Below are 16712 nucleotides of genomic sequence, written 5' to 3' on the forward strand. Positions count from 1 at the left end.
TAAGCAAAGATTACTTACAGAAACTGACATCCCTAGAGGCTGCGGGTATTCCCTGCCTCTGGAGAGGCCCCACCAAAAGCCCTTTGTTTCAATATGGTTAATTGGTCGCGGGCCTGGGCTGCGGCCTCGAATTCGAGGTTGCGCGCCGCCTCCAGCATCTGCTTTTCCAGGCGCTTGATTTCCTTGGCAATCTCTTTCTCGGACATGTCCTCGACCTGGGCGCGGCTCATCGCCACCTGCTGGGCGCGGTCCATGTCGTCGCTGGCCTTGGTGCTGTAGACGCCATCGATCAAATCACGCACTTGCTTGACAATGCTGCGCGGCACGATGCCATGCTCCGCATTGAAGGCCATCTGCTTCTCGCGGCGGCGACTGGTCTCGTCCATCGCCTTGCGCATCGAGTCGGTGATGCGATCGGCATAGAGAATCGCCTTGCCGTTCATGTTCCGCGCTGCACGGCCAATGGTCTGGATCAGGCTGCGCTCGGCACGCAAAAAGCCTTCCTTGTCGGCGTCCAGGATGGCCACCAGCGAGACCTCGGGGATATCGAGGCCTTCGCGCAGCAGGTTGATGCCCACCAGCACATCAAAGGTGCCCAGGCGCAGATCGCGGATGATCTCGACGCGCTCGACGGTCTCCACATCGGAGTGCAGGTAGCGCACCTTCACGCCGTTGTCGGTCAGGTACTCGGTCAGCTGCTCGGCCATGCGCTTGGTCAGCGTGGTAATCAGCACCCGCTCCTGCACCTTCACCCGGGCATGGATTTCCTGCAGCACATCGTCGACCTGGTGGGTCGCAGGGCGCACTTCCACCTCGGGATCGACCAGGCCGGTGGGCCGCACCACCTGCTCGACGATCTTGCCCGCATGGGTCTTCTCGTACTCGGCCGGCGTGGCCGAGACAAACACCACCTGGCGCATGCGCTGCTCGAACTCGCCAAACTTGAGCGGGCGGTTGTCCAAGGCGCTGGGCAGGCGAAAGCCATACTCGACCAGGGTGGTCTTGCGCGCCTTGTCGCCGTTGTACATGGCATTGAGCTGGCCGATCATCTGGTGGCTCTCGTCGAGAAACATCAGCGCGTCCTTGGGCATGTAGTCCGTCATCGTCGGCGGCGGATCGCCCGGCGCCGCGCCCGAGAGGTGGCGGCTGTAGTTCTCAATACCCTTGCAGTGCCCCACCTCGGTCAGCATCTCCAGGTCGAACCGGGTGCGCTGCTCCAGGCGCTGGGCTTCCACCAGCTTGCCCTCGCCCACCAGCTGCTTCAGGCGCAGCGCCAGCTCTTCCTTGATGGTCTCGACGGCCACCAGCACCTGGTCGCGCGGGGTCACATAGTGGCTGCTGGGGTAGATGGTGAAGCGCGGCACTTTCTGGCGCACGCGGCCGGTGAGCGGGTCAAACAGCTGCAGGCTCTCGACCTCGTCGTCAAACAGCTCGATACGCACCGCCATCTCGCTGTGCTCGGACGGAAACACATCGATGGTGTCGCCCCGCACGCGGAAGGTACCGCGCGAGAAATCTGCATCATTGCGCTTGTACTGCATGCGCACCAGCTGGCCGATGGCATCGCGCTGGCTCAGCTCATCACCCACGCGGAGGATAAAGCGCATCTTGGTATAGGACTCGGGCGAGCCGATGCCGTAGATGGCCGAGACGGTGGCCACGACGATGGTGTCGCGGCGCTCGAGCACGCTCTTGGTGGCCGACAGCCGCATCTGCTCGATGTGCTCGTTGATGGCGCTGTCCTTTTCGATGAACAGGTCGCGCTGGGGTACATAGGCCTCGGGCTGGTAGTAGTCGTAGTAGCTGACGAAGTACTCCACCGCGTTCTTCGGAAAGAACTCGCGGAACTCGCTGTACAGCTGCGCGGCCAGCGTCTTGTTGGGCGCAAACACGATGGCCGGGCGCCCGGTGCGCGCGATCACATTGGCCATCGTGAAGGTCTTGCCCGAGCCCGTGACGCCCAGCAAGGTCTGAAAGGCCTCACCGTCATCAATGCCTTCCACCAGCGCATCAATGGCTGCCGGCTGGTCGCCCGCAGGCGGATACGGCTGGAACAAGGTGAAGGGCGAGCCCGGATATTGGATGAATTCCCCCTCGCGGGGTGCCTCTGGAGTGACTTCGTGCATAGGTCGGGTATGCCACGCGCGAGCGGGCGTCGCTAGAATACGGGGTTAACCCCAAAGCGTACTGCAAAATTGCGGTGGAGGCGATGGCCTCTTGTTTGGCATTTGGGGGTACAAAGCCAGATTTCTACCTACCAAGGACTACACATGTCTCTTTTCTCTTCCGTCGAAATGGCCCCACGCGACCCCATCCTGGGTCTCAATGAGCAGTATGCCGCCGACACCAACCCGCAAAAAGTGAACCTGGGCGTGGGTGTGTATTTCGACGACAACGGCAAGCTGCCGCTGCTGCAGTGCGTGCAGGCCGCAGAGAAAGCCATGATGGACAAGCCCACGCCCCGTGGCTACCTGCCTATCGACGGTATCGCTGCCTATGACAACGCCGTCAAGGCCCTGGTGTTCGGCGCGGATTCCGAAGTCGTGGCTTCCGGCCGCGTGGCCACCGTGCAAGCCGTGGGCGGCACGGGCGGCCTGAAGATTGGTGCGGACTTCCTCAAGCGCCTGAACCCCCAAGCCAAGGTGCTGATCTCGGACCCCAGCTGGGAAAACCACCGCGCGATCTTCCAGAACGCCGGTTTTGAAGTGGCCAGCTACCGCTACTACGACGCGGCCAACCGCGCCATCGATTTCGACGGCATGATCGCCGACCTGAACGCAGCCGCCGCTGGCACCGTGGTGGTGCTGCACGCCTGCTGCCACAACCCCACCGGCTACGACATCAGCGCCGCCCAGTGGGACAAGGTCATCGAAGTCGTCAAGGCCAAGAACCTGGTCGCCTTCCTGGACATGGCCTACCAAGGCTTTGGCCACGGCATCGCCGAAGACGGCGCCGTGATCGGCAAGTTCATCGCTGCGGGCCTGAACATTTTTGTGTCCACCTCGTTCTCCAAGAGCTTCTCGCTCTACGGTGAGCGCGTGGGCGCGCTGTCCGTGGTTGCCACTGACAAGGAAGAAGCCAGCCGCGTGCTGAGCCAGCTCAAGGTCGTCATCCGCACCAACTACTCCAACCCACCGACCCACGGTGGTGCCGTGGTAGCCGCCGTGCTGAACAACCCCGAGCTGCGCGCGCTGTGGGAAAAGGAACTGGGCGAGATGCGCGTGCGCATCAAGGAAATGCGCCAGAAGCTGGTGGACGGCCTCAAGGCCGCTGGCGTGAAGCAAGACATGGGCTTCATCACCACCCAGATTGGCATGTTCTCGTACTCGGGCCTGAGCAAGGACCAGATGGTGCGCCTGCGCTCCGAGTTCGGCGTGTACGGCACGGACACCGGCCGCATGTGCGTGGCTGCGCTCAACAGCAAGAACATCGAGCACGTCTGCGCATCGATCGCCAAGGTCGTCGCTTAATTCTCTGACCGCCCTCCGGACTGGGCCCTTCGCGGCCCGGTCCGGCCAGGTCCGGCCAAAAGCAGCCCGCGCCGGCAACGGCACCGGCTGCTTTTTTCATACGCATGACAGCGCCAGTTCACCGTTGTTTATGACGTAAAGCCGCAGGATTTGAAGCCTTCTCCTACAAACAGCCTTAAAGTGCCTTGGTACGCTTCAGGGCGTATTGGCCAGGGCCGCCTCAACCCGAGGCACTGGCGTTCACAGCTCAACGGAGAACCACGCATGTCCATCATTGGAACCATTTTCATCGGCCTGATTGTTGGCCTCATTGCACGCGCCATCAAGCCCGGGGACGACAAGATGGGCTGGATCATGACCATCCTGCTGGGCATTGCCGGCTCGCTGCTGGCCACCTACGCCGGCGTGGCGATGGGCTGGTACCAGGAAGGCCAGGCAGCAGGATGGATCGCCTCCATCGTCGGCGCCATCATCTTGCTGGTGCTCTACGGCCTGGTCCGCAAGCGCTAAGCACCCGGCAGCCTGCGCCAGCCGGGGCCACCCGCTGCCGCAGGTTTTTTTCCGCTTTTGACCTCACTTCCTGACCCCCATGAAACTTGGACGCAAGCCCCGCCCCCTCTCCGCACTGCAACTGGCCGCCCAGACCGGCAACCCTGCGCTGCTGGAGGCGGTTGAGCAGTCCCAAAAGCTGCTGCACCGCAAAGCCCTGATGGCCGCTCTGGCCAGCGCCACACCGGTGCCCGGGCTTGACATGGCGGTGGATGCGGCCTTGCTGTCGCGGCTGATTCCGCAAATCAGCAATTACTTTGGCCTGAGCGACGAGCAGATTGCGCGCCTGACCCCTGCCAAACGCGCCAAGGTGCAAAACACCGTCAACATGCTCGGCGGCGTGCTGGTGGGCAAGCTGATCACCAAGGATGTGATCATGCGCGGCGCCAAGGCACTGGGCATGCGCCTGACGGTGCAGCAGGCCAGCAAGTATGTGCCGATTGCCGGCCAGGCCGTATCGGCCGCCCTGGGCTACGCCACCTTGCGCTACCTGGGCGAGCAGCACCTGCGCGACTGCGTGCGCGTGGCGCATGAAGCGGGGATTGTGCTGCCGGTGGTCTATGCGCCTGCGCTGGACCAGGACAAGCGCTAAATCTGCGCCCGGCTGGCTCGGCGCTGCGCCGCGCGCCAGTGCATTTCTCCCTCCCCTCCCACGCCTGCGCCACGCCGCCACAGCAGCCGCTCGCCGCCACGGGTAAAATGCGGCATGCTTATAGACTTTGAAGAATCCCAGCTGGTGCTGGTTGACTACCAGGAAAAACTGATGCCCGCCATTTTTGATGGCGCGCAGGTGTTGAAGAACGCCACCCTGCTGGCCCAGGTAGCCCAGCAGCTGCAGGTGCCCGTGTTTGGTACCGAGCAAAACCCCAGCAAGCTCGGCCCCAATGCTGCGCAGCTGCGCGGCCTGTGCAACAAGACCTTGGCCAAGATGTTCTTCAGCGCCGTGCCAGAGGGCCTGAACGAATGGCTGCGCCCTCCCGCCAAGCCCCAGGGCGGCAATGCCCGCAGCCTGCCCAAGCACCTGCAAAAGCCCCAGCAAGCCGCGCCTGAGCGCAACAGCATCATCATTGCCGGCTGCGAGGCCCATGTCTGCCTGCTGCAAACCGCGCTGGAGCTGCTCGAAGACGAGTTCGATGTCTGCGTGGTCACCGATGCCTGCAGCAGCCGCACCGAGCGCAACCGCGATGCCGCCTTTGACCGCCTGGCCGGCGCCGGCGCTGAGCTGGTCACCACCGAAATGGTCATCTTCGAATGGCTGCGCAGTTGCGAGCACGAAGACTTCCGCGAAATCTTGCAGATGGTCAAGTAAGACCTTGCTGGATCCTGTCCAGCCAGTCGCCCACCCAGGCTGCCCCAGAGGCAGCCTTTTTTACGCCGGTACTCCGTGCCGCTTCTATATAGAGGGGGTGCAGGACTTATATCCGTCTCCGCACACTACAGGGCAGCCAACCGGCACCGCGCAGGCCACAAAAAAGCTTCCCGAAGGAAGCTTGGTTCGCTTGCAGCGCCTGCTGCAGATGACTTGGCGCTCAGTTCACGCGCATATTGGCCTTGGACATCACGCGGCCGATCAGGTCCTGCGCTTCCGCACCATCGAGGTTGACCTGCTGCATCAGCTTGGTGCGCGCCTCGTCGCTCAGCTCCACACGGCGGGCGCCGTCAAAGCGCTTTTCCCAGTAGGCAATATCCATGCTCTCGACCCGAACGGTCTTGCCGGTACGGGGCGAGTGGATGAACTTGCCATCCCCCATATAGATCCCCACATGGCTGAAAGCCCGGCGCATGGTGTTGAAGAACACCAGATCACCGGGCTTGAGCTCCGCTTTTTCAATCTTGTCGGTCGCAGCAGCCTGCTCTTCTGCGCGGCGCGGCAGGATCTTGCCCCAGCTCTCCGCATACACAGCGCGAACCAGACCACTGCAGTCAAAGCCCGTCTCTGCGCTGTTACCGCCACGGCGGTAAGGCACACCAATGAGGCTCAGCGCATTGCTGATCAGCACATTGGCCTGGTCCTTGACCTGGTGATGCACCGAATCGAGCTTGGACAGACTGCTTTGGCCAATGCCCAGCAGCAAATCCAGATCGGATGGCTTCTGTTCGCTCTCGGGGGCGGCATGTGCGCTGACAGACGCGGCGACGATGAGGGTGCAAATCCATTTCGGTGACATAGCGGGCGACTTTAGCACGGTTTATTTTGAAGACAATTCATAAATATGTAACAAAATCCAAACCAGTTATTCCCCAAATTACCGGGGTTTTCCCGTGGAACTTTGTGAAATTATGCATGAGCTTTGGCTTAACTACTCCATAACCAATTGTTTTTATTGATTTTCCGCAATTCATCAAGCTTTCACACAGAACCCTTGGTTGTTTCTATATGCAACCATAGTTACTGCACCAGAAACTGTAAAGATATTCCTACAGAGCTTGCCGAACTGATCCGCTTTCGCTTGTTGACAGTTATGCAAGAGTCATGCCACCCAGGCGCACACGGGGCAGCTGTGATGCAGTACAAAGACAGCTCCCCTCGTCCACCTCCTTCCAGGTCCTGCCCATGCTCATCCACGGTGCTTGCCATTGCCAAGCGGTACGCTTTACTGCCTTGATCGACCCCAGCCAGGTCTGCGTTTGCCATTGCAGCGACTGCCAGGTGCTGTCTGGCGCACCGATGCGCGCCATCGTCAAGGCAGCAATCGCTGATTTCTCGCTGCAGGGCACGGTACAGACCTATACCAAGACCGCGCAAAGCGGCCAGCGCCGCGACCAGGTCTTCTGCCCGGTTTGCGCAACGCCGCTGTATGGCTGCGCCGCACAGAACCCGGAGTTCGTGGTCATCCGCCTGGGCTGCGTGGAAGAGCGCGCGCAGCTGCCGCCACAGCGGCAGATCTGGACCGCATCAGCGATGCCCTGGCTGGCTGATTGCGTGGCGCCATCCGGGGCTGCATGATCGCAGCAGATCTGCTGCAGGCCGCAGCCTGGGTCTGCGACAATCGCCAAATGCCTCGCCAGTTTGAATTTGCCGACTCCGAAATCAGCCGCATCCACCCCACTGCGGAAGGCTGCAGCATCGAATTCTCAGCCGCACTGATCAGCGAGCGCCAGGGGAGTGAGACCCAGCGCTGCTACAGCAATGGCCTGCGCCTGGTGCTGACCCCCTGCCCGCCCACACTCGCACACGAAACGCAAGCCTTTGGCTTGCTGGCCGGCGGCTGGCTGCAGCTAGGCCAGCAACGGCTCAGCACGCTGCCAGTGCCCAGTGATTACCAGGCAGAGGCGCTCAGCCTGCAGCTGCAATTTGCCAATGGGCTGCAATTGCAGCTGAGCGGCAGCAGCATGCGCTGCGAGGCCAGCGCGCAGGCCCAGCAGGTGGAGCTGCTGGCATGCTGAGGCCCGCGCTCCCCAAGGTGCTGGTCAGCGGCTGCCTGCTCGGCCAACCCGTGCGCTATGACGGCAGCCACAAATGGGCGCAGCATGCGGTGCTTGACCGCTGGCTGGCGCAGCAGCAGGTGGTGAGCCTCTGCCCCGAGATGGCTGCTGGCCTGCCCACGCCCCGCTTGCCCGCCGAAATCGTTGGCGGCACCAGCATCGCGGTGCTGCGCCATGCCGCCCAGGTGCGCGACAGCGCGGGCAACGATGTGACCGACGCCTTTGTGCATGGCGCGCACCTGGCGCTGCAACTGGTGCAGCGCCATGGCATCCGCGTCGCGGTGCTCAAGGAGTTCAGCCCGACCTGCGGCTCCAGCCAGGTCTATGACGGGCAGTTTGCCGGCCGCACCGTGCCCGGCGAAGGCCTGGCCTGCAGCCTGCTGCGCCAGGCGGGTGTTGCCGTTTTCAGCGAGAACCAATGGGAAGAAGCCGCTGCGCAGCTGGAGGCCTATGCTGCTTGAAGGCACCCTGCAATCCTGGAACGATGAGCGCGGCTTTGGCTTCATCGCCCCCGATGGCGGCGGCCCCCAGGTGTTTGTGCATATCTCCGCCTTCCAAAACCCTGCCGCCCGGCCCCAAGCCCGCCAGCGGCTGAGCTATGTGCTGGACAAGCCCGCAGGCGACAAACCCCGGGCCAGCCGCGCCCGTGTGCTGGGCGCGGGCGCACCAGCCGCAGCAGCATCGCCATCACCACATGCCGCTCGCCCACGGGCCGCAGCCACGCGCCCTCAGCGCCAGGCTGCCAGCACTGCCAGATCAGGCCCATCCGGCGGCGCAGCCCTGCTGTTCATCCCCGCATTGGCCGCTTTGCTGCTGGTCCTCGGCCTGAGCTTTGGCTCCACCTGGCGCGCTGCAGGCTGGTATCTGCTGGCCTCGCTGGTCACCTTTGCCTGGTATGCCTGGGACAAGGCTGCCGCGCAGCAAGGGCATTGGCGCACCCCGGAGAAGCACTTGTGGCTGCTGGGTTTGCTGGGCGGCTGGCCGGGCGCCTTGCTGGCCCAGCGCTGGCTGCGCCACAAATCCAGCAAGCGGGATTTTCTGCAGGTGTTCTGGCTGACGGTGCTGCTCAACCTGGTGGCGCTGTGCCTGCTTTTTTCGCCACTGGGCCAGCGATTCGGGCTGCCAACGTTCTGATGCCCAATCAGGCCTAAACAGCCAGTTGCCGGATCTGCGCGGCCAACTCGCCAATGCGCGCATCCGACAGGTCATCGGTCTGCAGGCTTTGGCGCGCGGCCCAGTGGACAAAATTGCGCGCCTGGCTGCGCTCGTAATGCGGGTCGTAGTGCAGGTCCATCAACTCGGCAAACAGCGGCGCGAGCTCGCCTTGCGCCGCCCAGCCTTGCCAGCGGCCCACGACTTCCTTGCCTTGCAGCTCTTTGAGGTAACCGAGCTTGGTGGCCAGCACACCGGCATCGGCACCCAGGTAGGCATAGTCGCGCAGCAAATAGGCCAGGCGGGCTTGTGCGGATGCCTGCACCTCGATGACCGGCGCCTGGCGCATATGCTCGACCAGGGCCATCGGCACGGAAATGCGGCCAATCTTGGCGCTTTCGCCTTCGATAAACACCGGGCGCTCCAGATCGAACTGGCCGATCTGCGTGGCCAGCAAGGTCTCAAAGTGCTTCTGGCTTGGCTGCTCCACGCCAGGCAGCTGGCCCAGCAGCGAGCCCTTGTGGCTGGCATAGCCTTCCAGGTCAATCACCTGCGCGCCCTGCTCGGCCAACGCATGCAGCACCCGGGTCTTGGCGCTGCCGGTGGCGCCGCAGAGCACCTGCAGGCGCAGGCGCGGCACCAGCGACTCCAACCGCTCGATCACATGGCCACGAAAGCCCTTGTAGCCGCCGGCCAGCTGCTGCGCATCCCAGCCCACCAGGCGCAGCCAGGTCACCATCGAGCCGCTGCGCAGGCCGCCGCGCCAGCAATAGACCAGCGGCTTCCAGTTCGCGGGCCGGTCATGGAAGGTATCGTGCAGGTGGCGGGCCAGATTGGCGCTCACATAGGCAGCGCCCAGGCGCTTGGCCTCAAAGGGACTGACTTGCTTGTAGATGGTGCCGATCTGGGCGCGTTCTTCGTTGCTGAGCACCGGGCAGTTGATCGCTCCGGGAATGCGGTCCAGCGCGAATTCGGCAGGGGAGCGGGCGTCGACAATGGTGTCGAACTTGTGGATGTCGCTGATGCGAACAGGCTGGCGATGGGACATAAGGCAGATGCTGGCAGCGAAGTGCCAGTCCAAGGATCAGGGCAAGTGCCGCGGGCAACCCAGAGGTTGCGCGGCCACTGCGCAGAGTGATCGAGCCTCGATACAGCCATCGCAAGCCGGTGCGGTCGATTGACCAGCGCCGGGCCTGCGCTGCGCGAAAAAAGTGATTATCCCATGGCAGCGTGGGCTGCTGTGGGTGGCGCACGGCTAGTGGTGCACGGCCAGTGGCACGCGGCCAGTGGCGCACGGCGAGTGGCGCACGGCCAGCAGTGCGCGCCCAGCGGTGCGCGCCCAGCAGCCTCAGCCGTCTACCGGATTCGCCGGTGTTTGCAGCAGCAACTGGTACAAGGCCAGGTCCAGCCAACGCCCAAATTTAAAGCCCACCTGGGGCATCAGGCCGACGGACTTGAAACCCAGCCGCTCATGCAAGGCGATCGAGCCGGCGTTGTCCGCATCGATCGCGCCCACCAGTGCATGCACATCCTGCTTGCGCGCCTCGTCGATGATGGCCTCCATCAGCTGCAGGCCCAGGCCCTGGCCGCGCTGGTCGGCGCGTACATAGACTGAATGCTCCATCGTGTACTTGTAGGCCGGATAGGCGCGGAAGGCGCCATAGCTGGCAAAGCCCAACAGCTCGCCGGCGGCATCCTCAACACCAATCACCGGGTAGCCGCCCTTGAGCTTGGCGTCAAACCAGGTACGCATATTGCCCGCATTGCGGGGCTGGTAGTCATACAGCGCCGTGCTGTTGACGATGGCGTCGTTCAGAATCGCCAAAATTGCCGGCGCATGCCGGTCGTGGGTGCAGCGCACCCAGTGTCTCTCAGTCATCCATCTCTCCAGGAAAAACCACAGGCAAGGCCGGCAGGCTATCACCCAGCGCCGCCAGCGCCAGCAAATAGCGGGCGGGCTCGGGGCCGGGGTTGCTAAATACCAGGGTTTGGTCGAGCACCATCGCCAGGCAGTCTCCCGCCTGCAAATGCCAGCTTTGCATGCCCAGGCTCAGCTGCAGCTCGCCTTGCAGCAGCCACAGCTGCTGGTGCAGCGGCTGGCTGCGCAGGCCATTGTCAAAGGCCACGCGCTGGCCGGGCGGGAACACCACCTCCACCATCTCAAACGGCGCAGAAAACCCCACCGGGCTCAGCTGGCGGCGCTCATAGCCGGTTGCAGGGTCGCGCCAGCGCGGCTGGGCAGCTGCGCGCGCCAGGGGCTGCGGCGCCTGCGCCTGGCGGTCATCGGCAAAGAGTGCTGCCAGCGGCACCTGCAAGGCCTGGGCCAGCTTGCCCAGCACTGCGGCGGTGGCACTGGTCTGCCCGCGCTCGATCAAAGAAATCATCGACCGGCTGACACCGCTGCGCTGGGCCAGCACCTCCAAGGTGTGGCCGCGCTGTTTGCGCAGGGCACGCACCTTGGTAGAGAGCAATTCGTCAACCGTCATGCATCCACTTTAACAGAAATTAATTCCTGTATATTGGATTTTCAACATACGCGCACTTCCTGCCGGATGGCAAGCGGCGCGAATCTCAAGAGAAATATGCAGGGAATATCAGGGGATCTGGCGGCGCAGCGCCTCAAAAAACAGCGTCGACTGCAGGCGCTCGCCATTGGCCTGCTCGGCCACGCGCGCAGCCAGCGCCGGATCGCAGGGCGCGAGCGGCACACCGGTCGATTGCGCCAGCACCTGGGCCTGGCAGGCGCGCTCCAGGTAGTACAGGTCGTCAAAGGCATAGTCCATGCGCTCGCCGCAGACGATGATGCCGTGGTTGCCCAAAAAGCTGATGTCCGCGCCCTGCATGGCCTGCGCAATGCGCGCGCCTTCGCTGTCGTCCAGTGCAAAGCCGTTGTACTGCGCATCGATGGCCAGGCGGCCATGGAAGCGCATGGCGTTCTGGCTCAGGGTGGTGTCCAGCGCGCGCTGCGTGGTCAGGGTCAAGGCGGTGGCATAGGGCATATGGGTGTGCAGCACACAGGTCTTGCGTGCAATGCGGTGCACGGCGGCATGGATGAACATTGCGGTCGGCTCAACCACATGGCCGCCAGCGACCACGCTGCCCTGGGCATCGACCATCACCACATCATCCGCATGGATCTCGCTCCACATCAGGCCGCGCGGGTTCAGCAGAAAATGCTGGCCATCGGGCAGCGCCATGCTGAAATGGTTGCACACGCCCTCCCCCAGGCCAAAATGCGCAGCAGCCCGCAAGGCCAGCGCCATGTCTTGCCGCATGCGCAGCACATCGGGGCGGATAAACAAAGGGTGGGAGAGATCGGCGGGCGCGAAGGGAGCGTTCATGGGGCTGAAGATTCTTTGCAGGGATATGCGCAGTATGTCGTCTGCTCCCTGGCCCGGCAATGGGGAAAGCGACAGCCGCTGCCCGCCCATAAAAAAGCCCGCCATCGGCCGATGGGCGGGCCCGCTCGTGCTGTGCCAGCCCGCAAGGGCTGGGCGGCTGCGCTTACTGGATCAGGCTGACGCCGGTCTTGGACTGCACGTCGTCAAAGCTGACTTCGGGAGCCAGCTCGACCACCTTCAGGCCTTCGGGCACCACATCGAACACACCCAGGTCGGTGATGATGCGGTCCACCACGCCCACGCCGGTCAATGGCAGGGTGCAGTCCTTCAGGATCTTCAAGTCGGTGGTGCCGTCCTTCTTCTTGGCCACATGTTCCATCAGCACGATGACGCGCTTGACGCCGGCGACCAGGTCCATCGCGCCGCCCATGCCCTTGACCATCTTGCCTGGAATCATCCAGTTGGCCAGGTCACCCTTTTCAGACACCTGCATGGCGCCCAGGATGGACAGGTTGATCTTGCCGCCACGGATCATCGCAAAGGACTGGTCCGAGCTGAAGATGGACGAGCCGGCAATCGTCGTCACCGTCTGCTTGCCGGCATTGATCAAGTCGGCGTCGATGGCTTCTTCCGTTGGGAAGGGGCCGATGCCCAGCATGCCGTTTTCCGATTGCAGCCACACTTCCTTGTCACCGGTGTGGTTGGCCACCAAGGTAGGAATGCCGATACCGAGGTTCACATAGAAGCCGTCTTCCAGCTCTTGCGCCGCACGTGCGGCCATTTGGTCTTGGGTCCAAGGCATGACTGGCTCCTTAGTGCTTTTCGGTAATGGTGCGCTTTTCGATGCGCTTCTCGGGAGTGGCGTTGAGCACCAGGCGGTGCACATAGATGCCCGGCAGATGGATCTCGTCGGGCTTCAAGGCGCCGACTTCAACAATCTCCTCGACCTCGACGATGCAGACCTTGCCGCAGGTCGCTGCTGCCGGGTTGAAGTTGCGTGCCGTCAGGCGGAACTGCAGGTTGCCGCTCTTGTCCGCGCGCCAGGCCTTGACCAGCGACACGTCCGCGACGATGGAGCGCTCCATCACATAGGTCTCGCCATCAAACTCGCGCAGCTCCTTGCCCTCGGCCACTTGCGTGCCCACACCGGTCTTGGTGAAGAAGGCGGGGATGCCGGCGCCGCCAGCGCGCATCTTCTCGGCCAGGGTGCCCTGGGGGGTGAACTCCAGCTCCAGCTCGCCGGCCAGGTACTGGCGCTCGAACTCCTTGTTCTCGCCCACATAGGACGCGATCATCTTCTTGATCTGGCGCGTCTCCAGCAGCTTGCCCAGGCCAAAACCGTCCACACCGGCATTGTTCGATGCCACCGTCAGGTCCTTCACACCGCTGTCGCGCAGCGCTTCGATCAAGGCCTCGGGAATCCCGCAAAGGCCAAAGCCGCCCACGGCCATTAACTGCTTGTCTGCCACCACGCCTTTGAGCGCGTCCGCAGCACTGGGGTAGATCTTGTTCACACTTGTCTCCTGATAAGAAGGGCTTGTTTCGCCAATCAAGCATACTACGTATTAGGATACGTAGTATTTCGTAAAGGGGACAATTTTTGCCATGGCAGTGACACCACTCGACTACCGACAAGCCTTCGAAATGGCGCCTGTGGGCCTGGTGGTGTCCCACCGGCGGGTCATGATCGACTGCAATGAGCAGGTCTGCGACATGTTCCGCACCTCGCGCGAGCTGATGATGGGCCAGTCCTTCCAGATCCTCTACCCCAGTGCCGACGAGTTCGAGCGCCTGGGCCGGCGCATCGCCCCCATCATGGGCGCACACGGCCTGTACTCGGACAACCGCATCATGAAGCGCGCCAATGGCGAGATGTTCTGGTGCCATGTGATGGGCCGCGCCTTCAACCGCGAGGACCCGCATGAAGGCGGCGTCTGGAGCTTTGAGGACTTGAGCGCGCTGCGCCCGGTGCGCGCCGAGCTCACCGCCCGCGAACGCGAAGTGGCCGCCCACCTGCTCGAAGGCATGACCAGCAAGGAAATTGGCCGGGGCCTGGGCATCAGCCACCGCACGGTCGAGATCTACCGCACCCGGCTGATGCGCAAATATGGCGCAGATTCATCGGCCGAGCTGGTGCAAAAGCTGCTGGCCGGCGGCAGCTCGCTCGATATCGTGCTGGGCCCGGACGATATCTGAACGCCACGCAAAAAACTGCCTGAACCTGCCAGGCAGTTGCGCATCAGTGCAGCTTCATGCGGCCCGATACGCGTTGCTGCAGCAAACGGGCCAGCGCCAGCACCGCCGTCTTGCCGGTGCCCAATATGGCGCGGTGGTGCATCAGGTGCAGGGACATATACATCCACTTGGCAATGAGGCCCTGCACAAAGAAGTTCTTGCCCGAGAGCCCGCCCATCAGATTGCCCACGCCCTTGTTGTCGCCCAGCGAGACCAGCGAACCAAAGTCCTGGTAGACAAACACTTCGTTGAACGAGCGTTCCTTGAGCGCCGCAAACAGCAGCTTGCACAAATAGCTGCCCTGCTGGTGCGCCGCCTGCGCACGGGCCGGCACGGTCTTGCCTTCGGTCCAGGTGGCAGCGGCGCAGTCACCCATCGCATAGATGCGGCTGGCACTGGTGCGCAGGTGGTCATCGACAACAAACTGGTTGATGCGGTTGACCTCCAGCCCCAGGCGCGCATTGCTGTCGGCTGCCTTGATGCCCGCGGCCCAGACGATCAGATCCGCCGGCACCTCGCCGTTGGAGGTGATCACCTGGCCCTGCGCCAGCGACTGCACGCGCGTGCCGGTCATTACCCGCACGCCCTTGCGCTCCAGCGCCACACGGGCCTGCTCCGAGATGCGCGGAGGCAGTCCGCCCAGAATGCGCTCGCCGCCTTCGATCAGGCTGATATCGAGCCTAAAGCGCTGGCTGTCCGACAGGCTCTCGAGCAGCATCTGGTGCGCCTCGATCAACTCGGCCGACAGCTCCACGCCGGTCGCTCCGGCGCCCACAATGGCGACGGCCAGCGAGCGCGGCTCGGCATACGAGGCATGTGCGCAGGCGCCAAGCCAGTCGGCATGGAAGCGCTGCGCATCGCGCACGCTCTCGAGCAAATAGGCATGCTCGATCCCGGGCGTGCCAAAAGAATTGGAGCCGCTGCCCATCGCCAGCACCAAATGCTGGTAGCTGATGACGCGCTCGGGCACCACCTGCTTGCCGGCATCGTTGATCACCGGTGCCAGCACAATGCTTTGCTTGGCGGCATCCAGCCCCATGCATTCGCCCATCGCAAAACTGAAATGGTTGCGGCGCGCCAGCACGGTGTAGGACAGGCCTTCCTGGTGTGCATCGAGCGTGCCAGCCGCCACTTCGTGCAAGGTGGGCTTCCAGATGTGGAAAGGCATCTTGTCCACCAGCAAGACGCGCTCGCGCCCTTCGCGCGCGCCCAGTTTGCGCCCCAGTTGTGCGGCCAGTTCCAGTCCACCTGCACCGCCGCCCACAATCACCACGTCATAGTGCATGTACGATTCCTCAAAAGATGGCTGCCATTGTTGACCATTGCCAGATTTTCTGCACCTGCGCGCCCGGATTCACAATGAAAATCCAAGGCATTCCCCTCCACTGCAACCAGGCCCACCATGCTTGAACGGATCACCAACGACCTCTGGAGCGCCACCCAACAGATCAGCGTACACGGCCTGCCGGTGCGCACGCGCATGACCGTGGTACGCCTGCCCGGTGGCGCGCTGTGGCTGCATTCGCCCATTGCGCCCGCGCCCACGCTGCGCGCAGCGCTGGATGCCCTGGGCGATGTGCGCTGGATCGTTGCGCCCAACCGCATGCACCACCTGTTTGCCGGTGCATGGCAGGCGCATTACCCGCTGGCAGCGCTATGGGGCGCAGCGGGCCTCGCGGCCAAGCGCCCGGATCTGCCCCAGCTGCACAGCTTGAACCAGGCACTGCCGGCAGCCTGGCAGCCCGCTTTGCAGATGCAGGCGTTTGCGGGCCTGCCCATCCTGAATGAATGCGTCTGGCTGCACCAGCCCAGCGCCAGCCTGGTCGTGACCGATGTGCTGCAGTACTACCCGCAGGATCTGTCGCTGTCGGCGCGCCTCTTCAATAGCCTCAATGGCACGCGCAGCCGCCTGGCCATGCCGCGCGCGCTGCGCTTCGCAATCCGCGACCGGGTCGCTGCCAGCGCGGCCGCTACCCGCATCTGCGCCTGGCCGGTGCAGCGCCTGGTGCTGGCCCATGATGCGCTCATCACTGAAGACGCTCAGCAGCAACTGCAGCAGGCGCTGGCATTTTTGCTGAGCGACAAGCCCTGAACAGAAGATCGCTCAGGACACCCGAAAACTCTCCAGGTGGATGCTGGTCTCGCTGTTGCTGATGCCCTTGATCAGCCGAATGCGCTCCAGCACCTGGGACAGCGCCTCCAGGCTGGCCACCTGCAGCTCGGCGAGCAGATCCCAGCGGCCATTGGTGCTGTGCAGCGCGGCGACGCCGGGCTCGCCGAGCAAGGACGCCATCACGCGCCGCGTGTCATTGCCAGTGATCTCGATGCTCATCCAGGCGCGCAGCACGTCGGGTTGCACATCGGGCCGAAGGCGCACGCTGTAGCCGACGATCAGGCCATCACGCTCCAGGCGCTCCATGCGGTTGGTGACGGTGCCGCGCGACACGCCCAGCTTGCCCGCCAAGGTGGCCACGCTCTCGCGCGCATTCTGGCGCAGCAGGCTGATCAAGGCTTGGTCAATATTATCGATATGCACAAT

General features: G+C 63.3%; 20 protein-coding genes. 10 read left to right on the plus strand and 10 right to left on the minus strand.

What is annotated here, in order from left to right; translation table 11 throughout:
- Positions 1 to 32 precede the first annotated feature (32 nt).
- Positions 33 to 2126: an excinuclease ABC subunit UvrB gene (gene uvrB / locus WH265_RS01485; protein WP_339521217.1), complete on the minus strand. Its 2094-nt coding sequence runs from the start codon at positions 2124 to 2126 to the stop codon at positions 33 to 35.
- A gap of 144 nt (positions 2127 to 2270) precedes the next feature.
- Here uvrB and WH265_RS01490 point away from each other — a divergent pair, with 144 nt between their 5' ends.
- From WH265_RS01490 to WH265_RS01505, 4 genes are all read left to right on the plus strand, one after another.
- On the plus strand, positions 2271 to 3470 hold the full coding sequence (locus WH265_RS01490) for an amino acid aminotransferase (protein ID WP_021025853.1): 1200 nt from the start codon (positions 2271 to 2273) through the stop codon (positions 3468 to 3470).
- 264 nt (positions 3471 to 3734) lie between these two features.
- Positions 3735 to 3980, plus strand: a complete 246-nt coding sequence (locus WH265_RS01495) for a GlsB/YeaQ/YmgE family stress response membrane protein (protein ID WP_021025854.1) — start codon at positions 3735 to 3737, stop codon at positions 3978 to 3980.
- A gap of 79 nt (positions 3981 to 4059) precedes the next feature.
- Positions 4060 to 4611 (plus strand): hypothetical protein, encoded by a 552-nt coding sequence (locus tag WH265_RS01500; protein WP_021025855.1) that lies wholly within the window; start codon positions 4060 to 4062, stop codon positions 4609 to 4611.
- Positions 4612 to 4725: 114 nt separating this feature from the next.
- A complete protein-coding gene (locus tag WH265_RS01505) occupies positions 4726 to 5328 on the plus strand; it encodes an isochorismatase family protein (RefSeq protein WP_021025856.1) in 603 nt (200 codons plus the stop codon).
- Positions 5329 to 5548: 220 nt separating this feature from the next.
- Here WH265_RS01505 and WH265_RS01510 read toward each other — a convergent pair whose 3' ends face one another.
- The gene (locus WH265_RS01510) at positions 5549 to 6187 is read right to left on the minus strand and encodes a C40 family peptidase (RefSeq protein WP_339557098.1); all 639 of its coding nucleotides are present in this window, start codon (positions 6185 to 6187) and stop codon (positions 5549 to 5551) included.
- A 386-nt stretch (positions 6188 to 6573) separates the two neighbouring features.
- On the opposite strand from WH265_RS01510, the gene WH265_RS01515 reads away from it, so the two are divergent.
- Genes WH265_RS01515 through WH265_RS01530 form a run of 4 tightly spaced genes read left to right on the plus strand, consistent with a single transcriptional unit; the run spans position 6574 to position 8579 of the window.
- Positions 6574 to 6966 carry a GFA family protein gene (locus WH265_RS01515; RefSeq protein ID WP_339557099.1) on the plus strand — a complete coding sequence of 131 codons (393 nt, stop codon included), beginning with the start codon at positions 6574 to 6576 and terminating at the stop codon, positions 6964 to 6966.
- Positions 6963 to 7406 (plus strand): hypothetical protein, encoded by a 444-nt coding sequence (locus WH265_RS01520; protein ID WP_339557100.1) that lies wholly within the window; start codon positions 6963 to 6965, stop codon positions 7404 to 7406. Before WH265_RS01515 ends, WH265_RS01520 begins: the two co-directional genes overlap by 4 nt.
- On the plus strand, positions 7400 to 7906 hold the full coding sequence (locus tag WH265_RS01525; protein WP_312988312.1) for a DUF523 domain-containing protein: 507 nt from the start codon (positions 7400 to 7402) through the stop codon (positions 7904 to 7906). Before WH265_RS01520 ends, WH265_RS01525 begins: the two co-directional genes overlap by 7 nt.
- A complete protein-coding gene (locus WH265_RS01530; protein ID WP_339557101.1) occupies positions 7896 to 8579 on the plus strand; it encodes a DUF1294 domain-containing protein in 684 nt (227 codons plus the stop codon). Before WH265_RS01525 ends, WH265_RS01530 begins: the two co-directional genes overlap by 11 nt.
- Before the next feature lie 13 nt (positions 8580 to 8592).
- Here the strand turns inward: WH265_RS01530 and mnmH are convergent, their stop codons facing one another.
- The 6 genes from mnmH to WH265_RS01560 form a co-directional block, all read right to left on the minus strand.
- Complete coding sequence (mnmH, locus tag WH265_RS01535; protein WP_339557102.1) at positions 8593 to 9645, minus strand: tRNA 2-selenouridine(34) synthase MnmH; 1053 nt, start codon at positions 9643 to 9645, stop codon at positions 8593 to 8595.
- Positions 9646 to 9945: 300 nt separating this feature from the next.
- Positions 9946 to 10476, minus strand: a complete 531-nt coding sequence (locus WH265_RS01540; RefSeq protein WP_339557103.1) for a GNAT family N-acetyltransferase — start codon at positions 10474 to 10476, stop codon at positions 9946 to 9948.
- Positions 10469 to 11083, minus strand: coding sequence for a helix-turn-helix domain-containing protein (locus WH265_RS01545; protein WP_339557104.1), 615 nt, complete (start codon positions 11081 to 11083; stop codon positions 10469 to 10471). Before WH265_RS01545 ends, WH265_RS01540 begins: the two co-directional genes overlap by 8 nt.
- A gap of 108 nt (positions 11084 to 11191) precedes the next feature.
- Positions 11192 to 11938 (minus strand): aldolase, encoded by a 747-nt coding sequence (locus WH265_RS01550; protein WP_339557105.1) that lies wholly within the window; start codon positions 11936 to 11938, stop codon positions 11192 to 11194.
- 163 nt (positions 11939 to 12101) lie between these two features.
- The gene (locus WH265_RS01555) at positions 12102 to 12740 is read right to left on the minus strand and encodes a 3-oxoacid CoA-transferase subunit B (protein WP_021025866.1); all 639 of its coding nucleotides are present in this window, start codon (positions 12738 to 12740) and stop codon (positions 12102 to 12104) included.
- Positions 12741 to 12750: 10 nt separating this feature from the next.
- Positions 12751 to 13452: a CoA transferase subunit A gene (locus WH265_RS01560; RefSeq protein WP_021025867.1), complete on the minus strand. Its 702-nt coding sequence runs from the start codon at positions 13450 to 13452 to the stop codon at positions 12751 to 12753.
- 91 nt (positions 13453 to 13543) lie between these two features.
- On the opposite strand from WH265_RS01560, the gene WH265_RS01565 reads away from it, so the two are divergent.
- Positions 13544 to 14134, plus strand: a complete 591-nt coding sequence (locus tag WH265_RS01565) for a PAS and helix-turn-helix domain-containing protein (RefSeq protein ID WP_021025868.1) — start codon at positions 13544 to 13546, stop codon at positions 14132 to 14134.
- Positions 14135 to 14177: 43 nt separating this feature from the next.
- Here WH265_RS01565 and WH265_RS01570 read toward each other — a convergent pair whose 3' ends face one another.
- Positions 14178 to 15458, minus strand: coding sequence for an NAD(P)/FAD-dependent oxidoreductase (locus tag WH265_RS01570; protein WP_230776782.1), 1281 nt, complete (start codon positions 15456 to 15458; stop codon positions 14178 to 14180).
- 117 nt (positions 15459 to 15575) lie between these two features.
- On the opposite strand from WH265_RS01570, the gene WH265_RS01575 reads away from it, so the two are divergent.
- The gene (locus tag WH265_RS01575; protein WP_339557106.1) at positions 15576 to 16265 is read left to right on the plus strand and encodes a DUF4336 domain-containing protein; all 690 of its coding nucleotides are present in this window, start codon (positions 15576 to 15578) and stop codon (positions 16263 to 16265) included.
- A 12-nt stretch (positions 16266 to 16277) separates the two neighbouring features.
- Here the strand turns inward: WH265_RS01575 and WH265_RS01580 are convergent, their stop codons facing one another.
- Entirely contained in the window at positions 16278 to 16703 is a 426-nt protein-coding gene (locus tag WH265_RS01580) for an Lrp/AsnC family transcriptional regulator (RefSeq protein WP_339557402.1), read from the minus strand.
- Positions 16704 to 16712 lie beyond the last annotated feature (9 nt).

Origin of the sequence: Comamonas sp. MYb396, assembly GCF_037479555.1 — a bacterium.
Taxonomy (GTDB): domain Bacteria; phylum Pseudomonadota; class Gammaproteobacteria; order Burkholderiales; family Burkholderiaceae_C; genus Comamonas.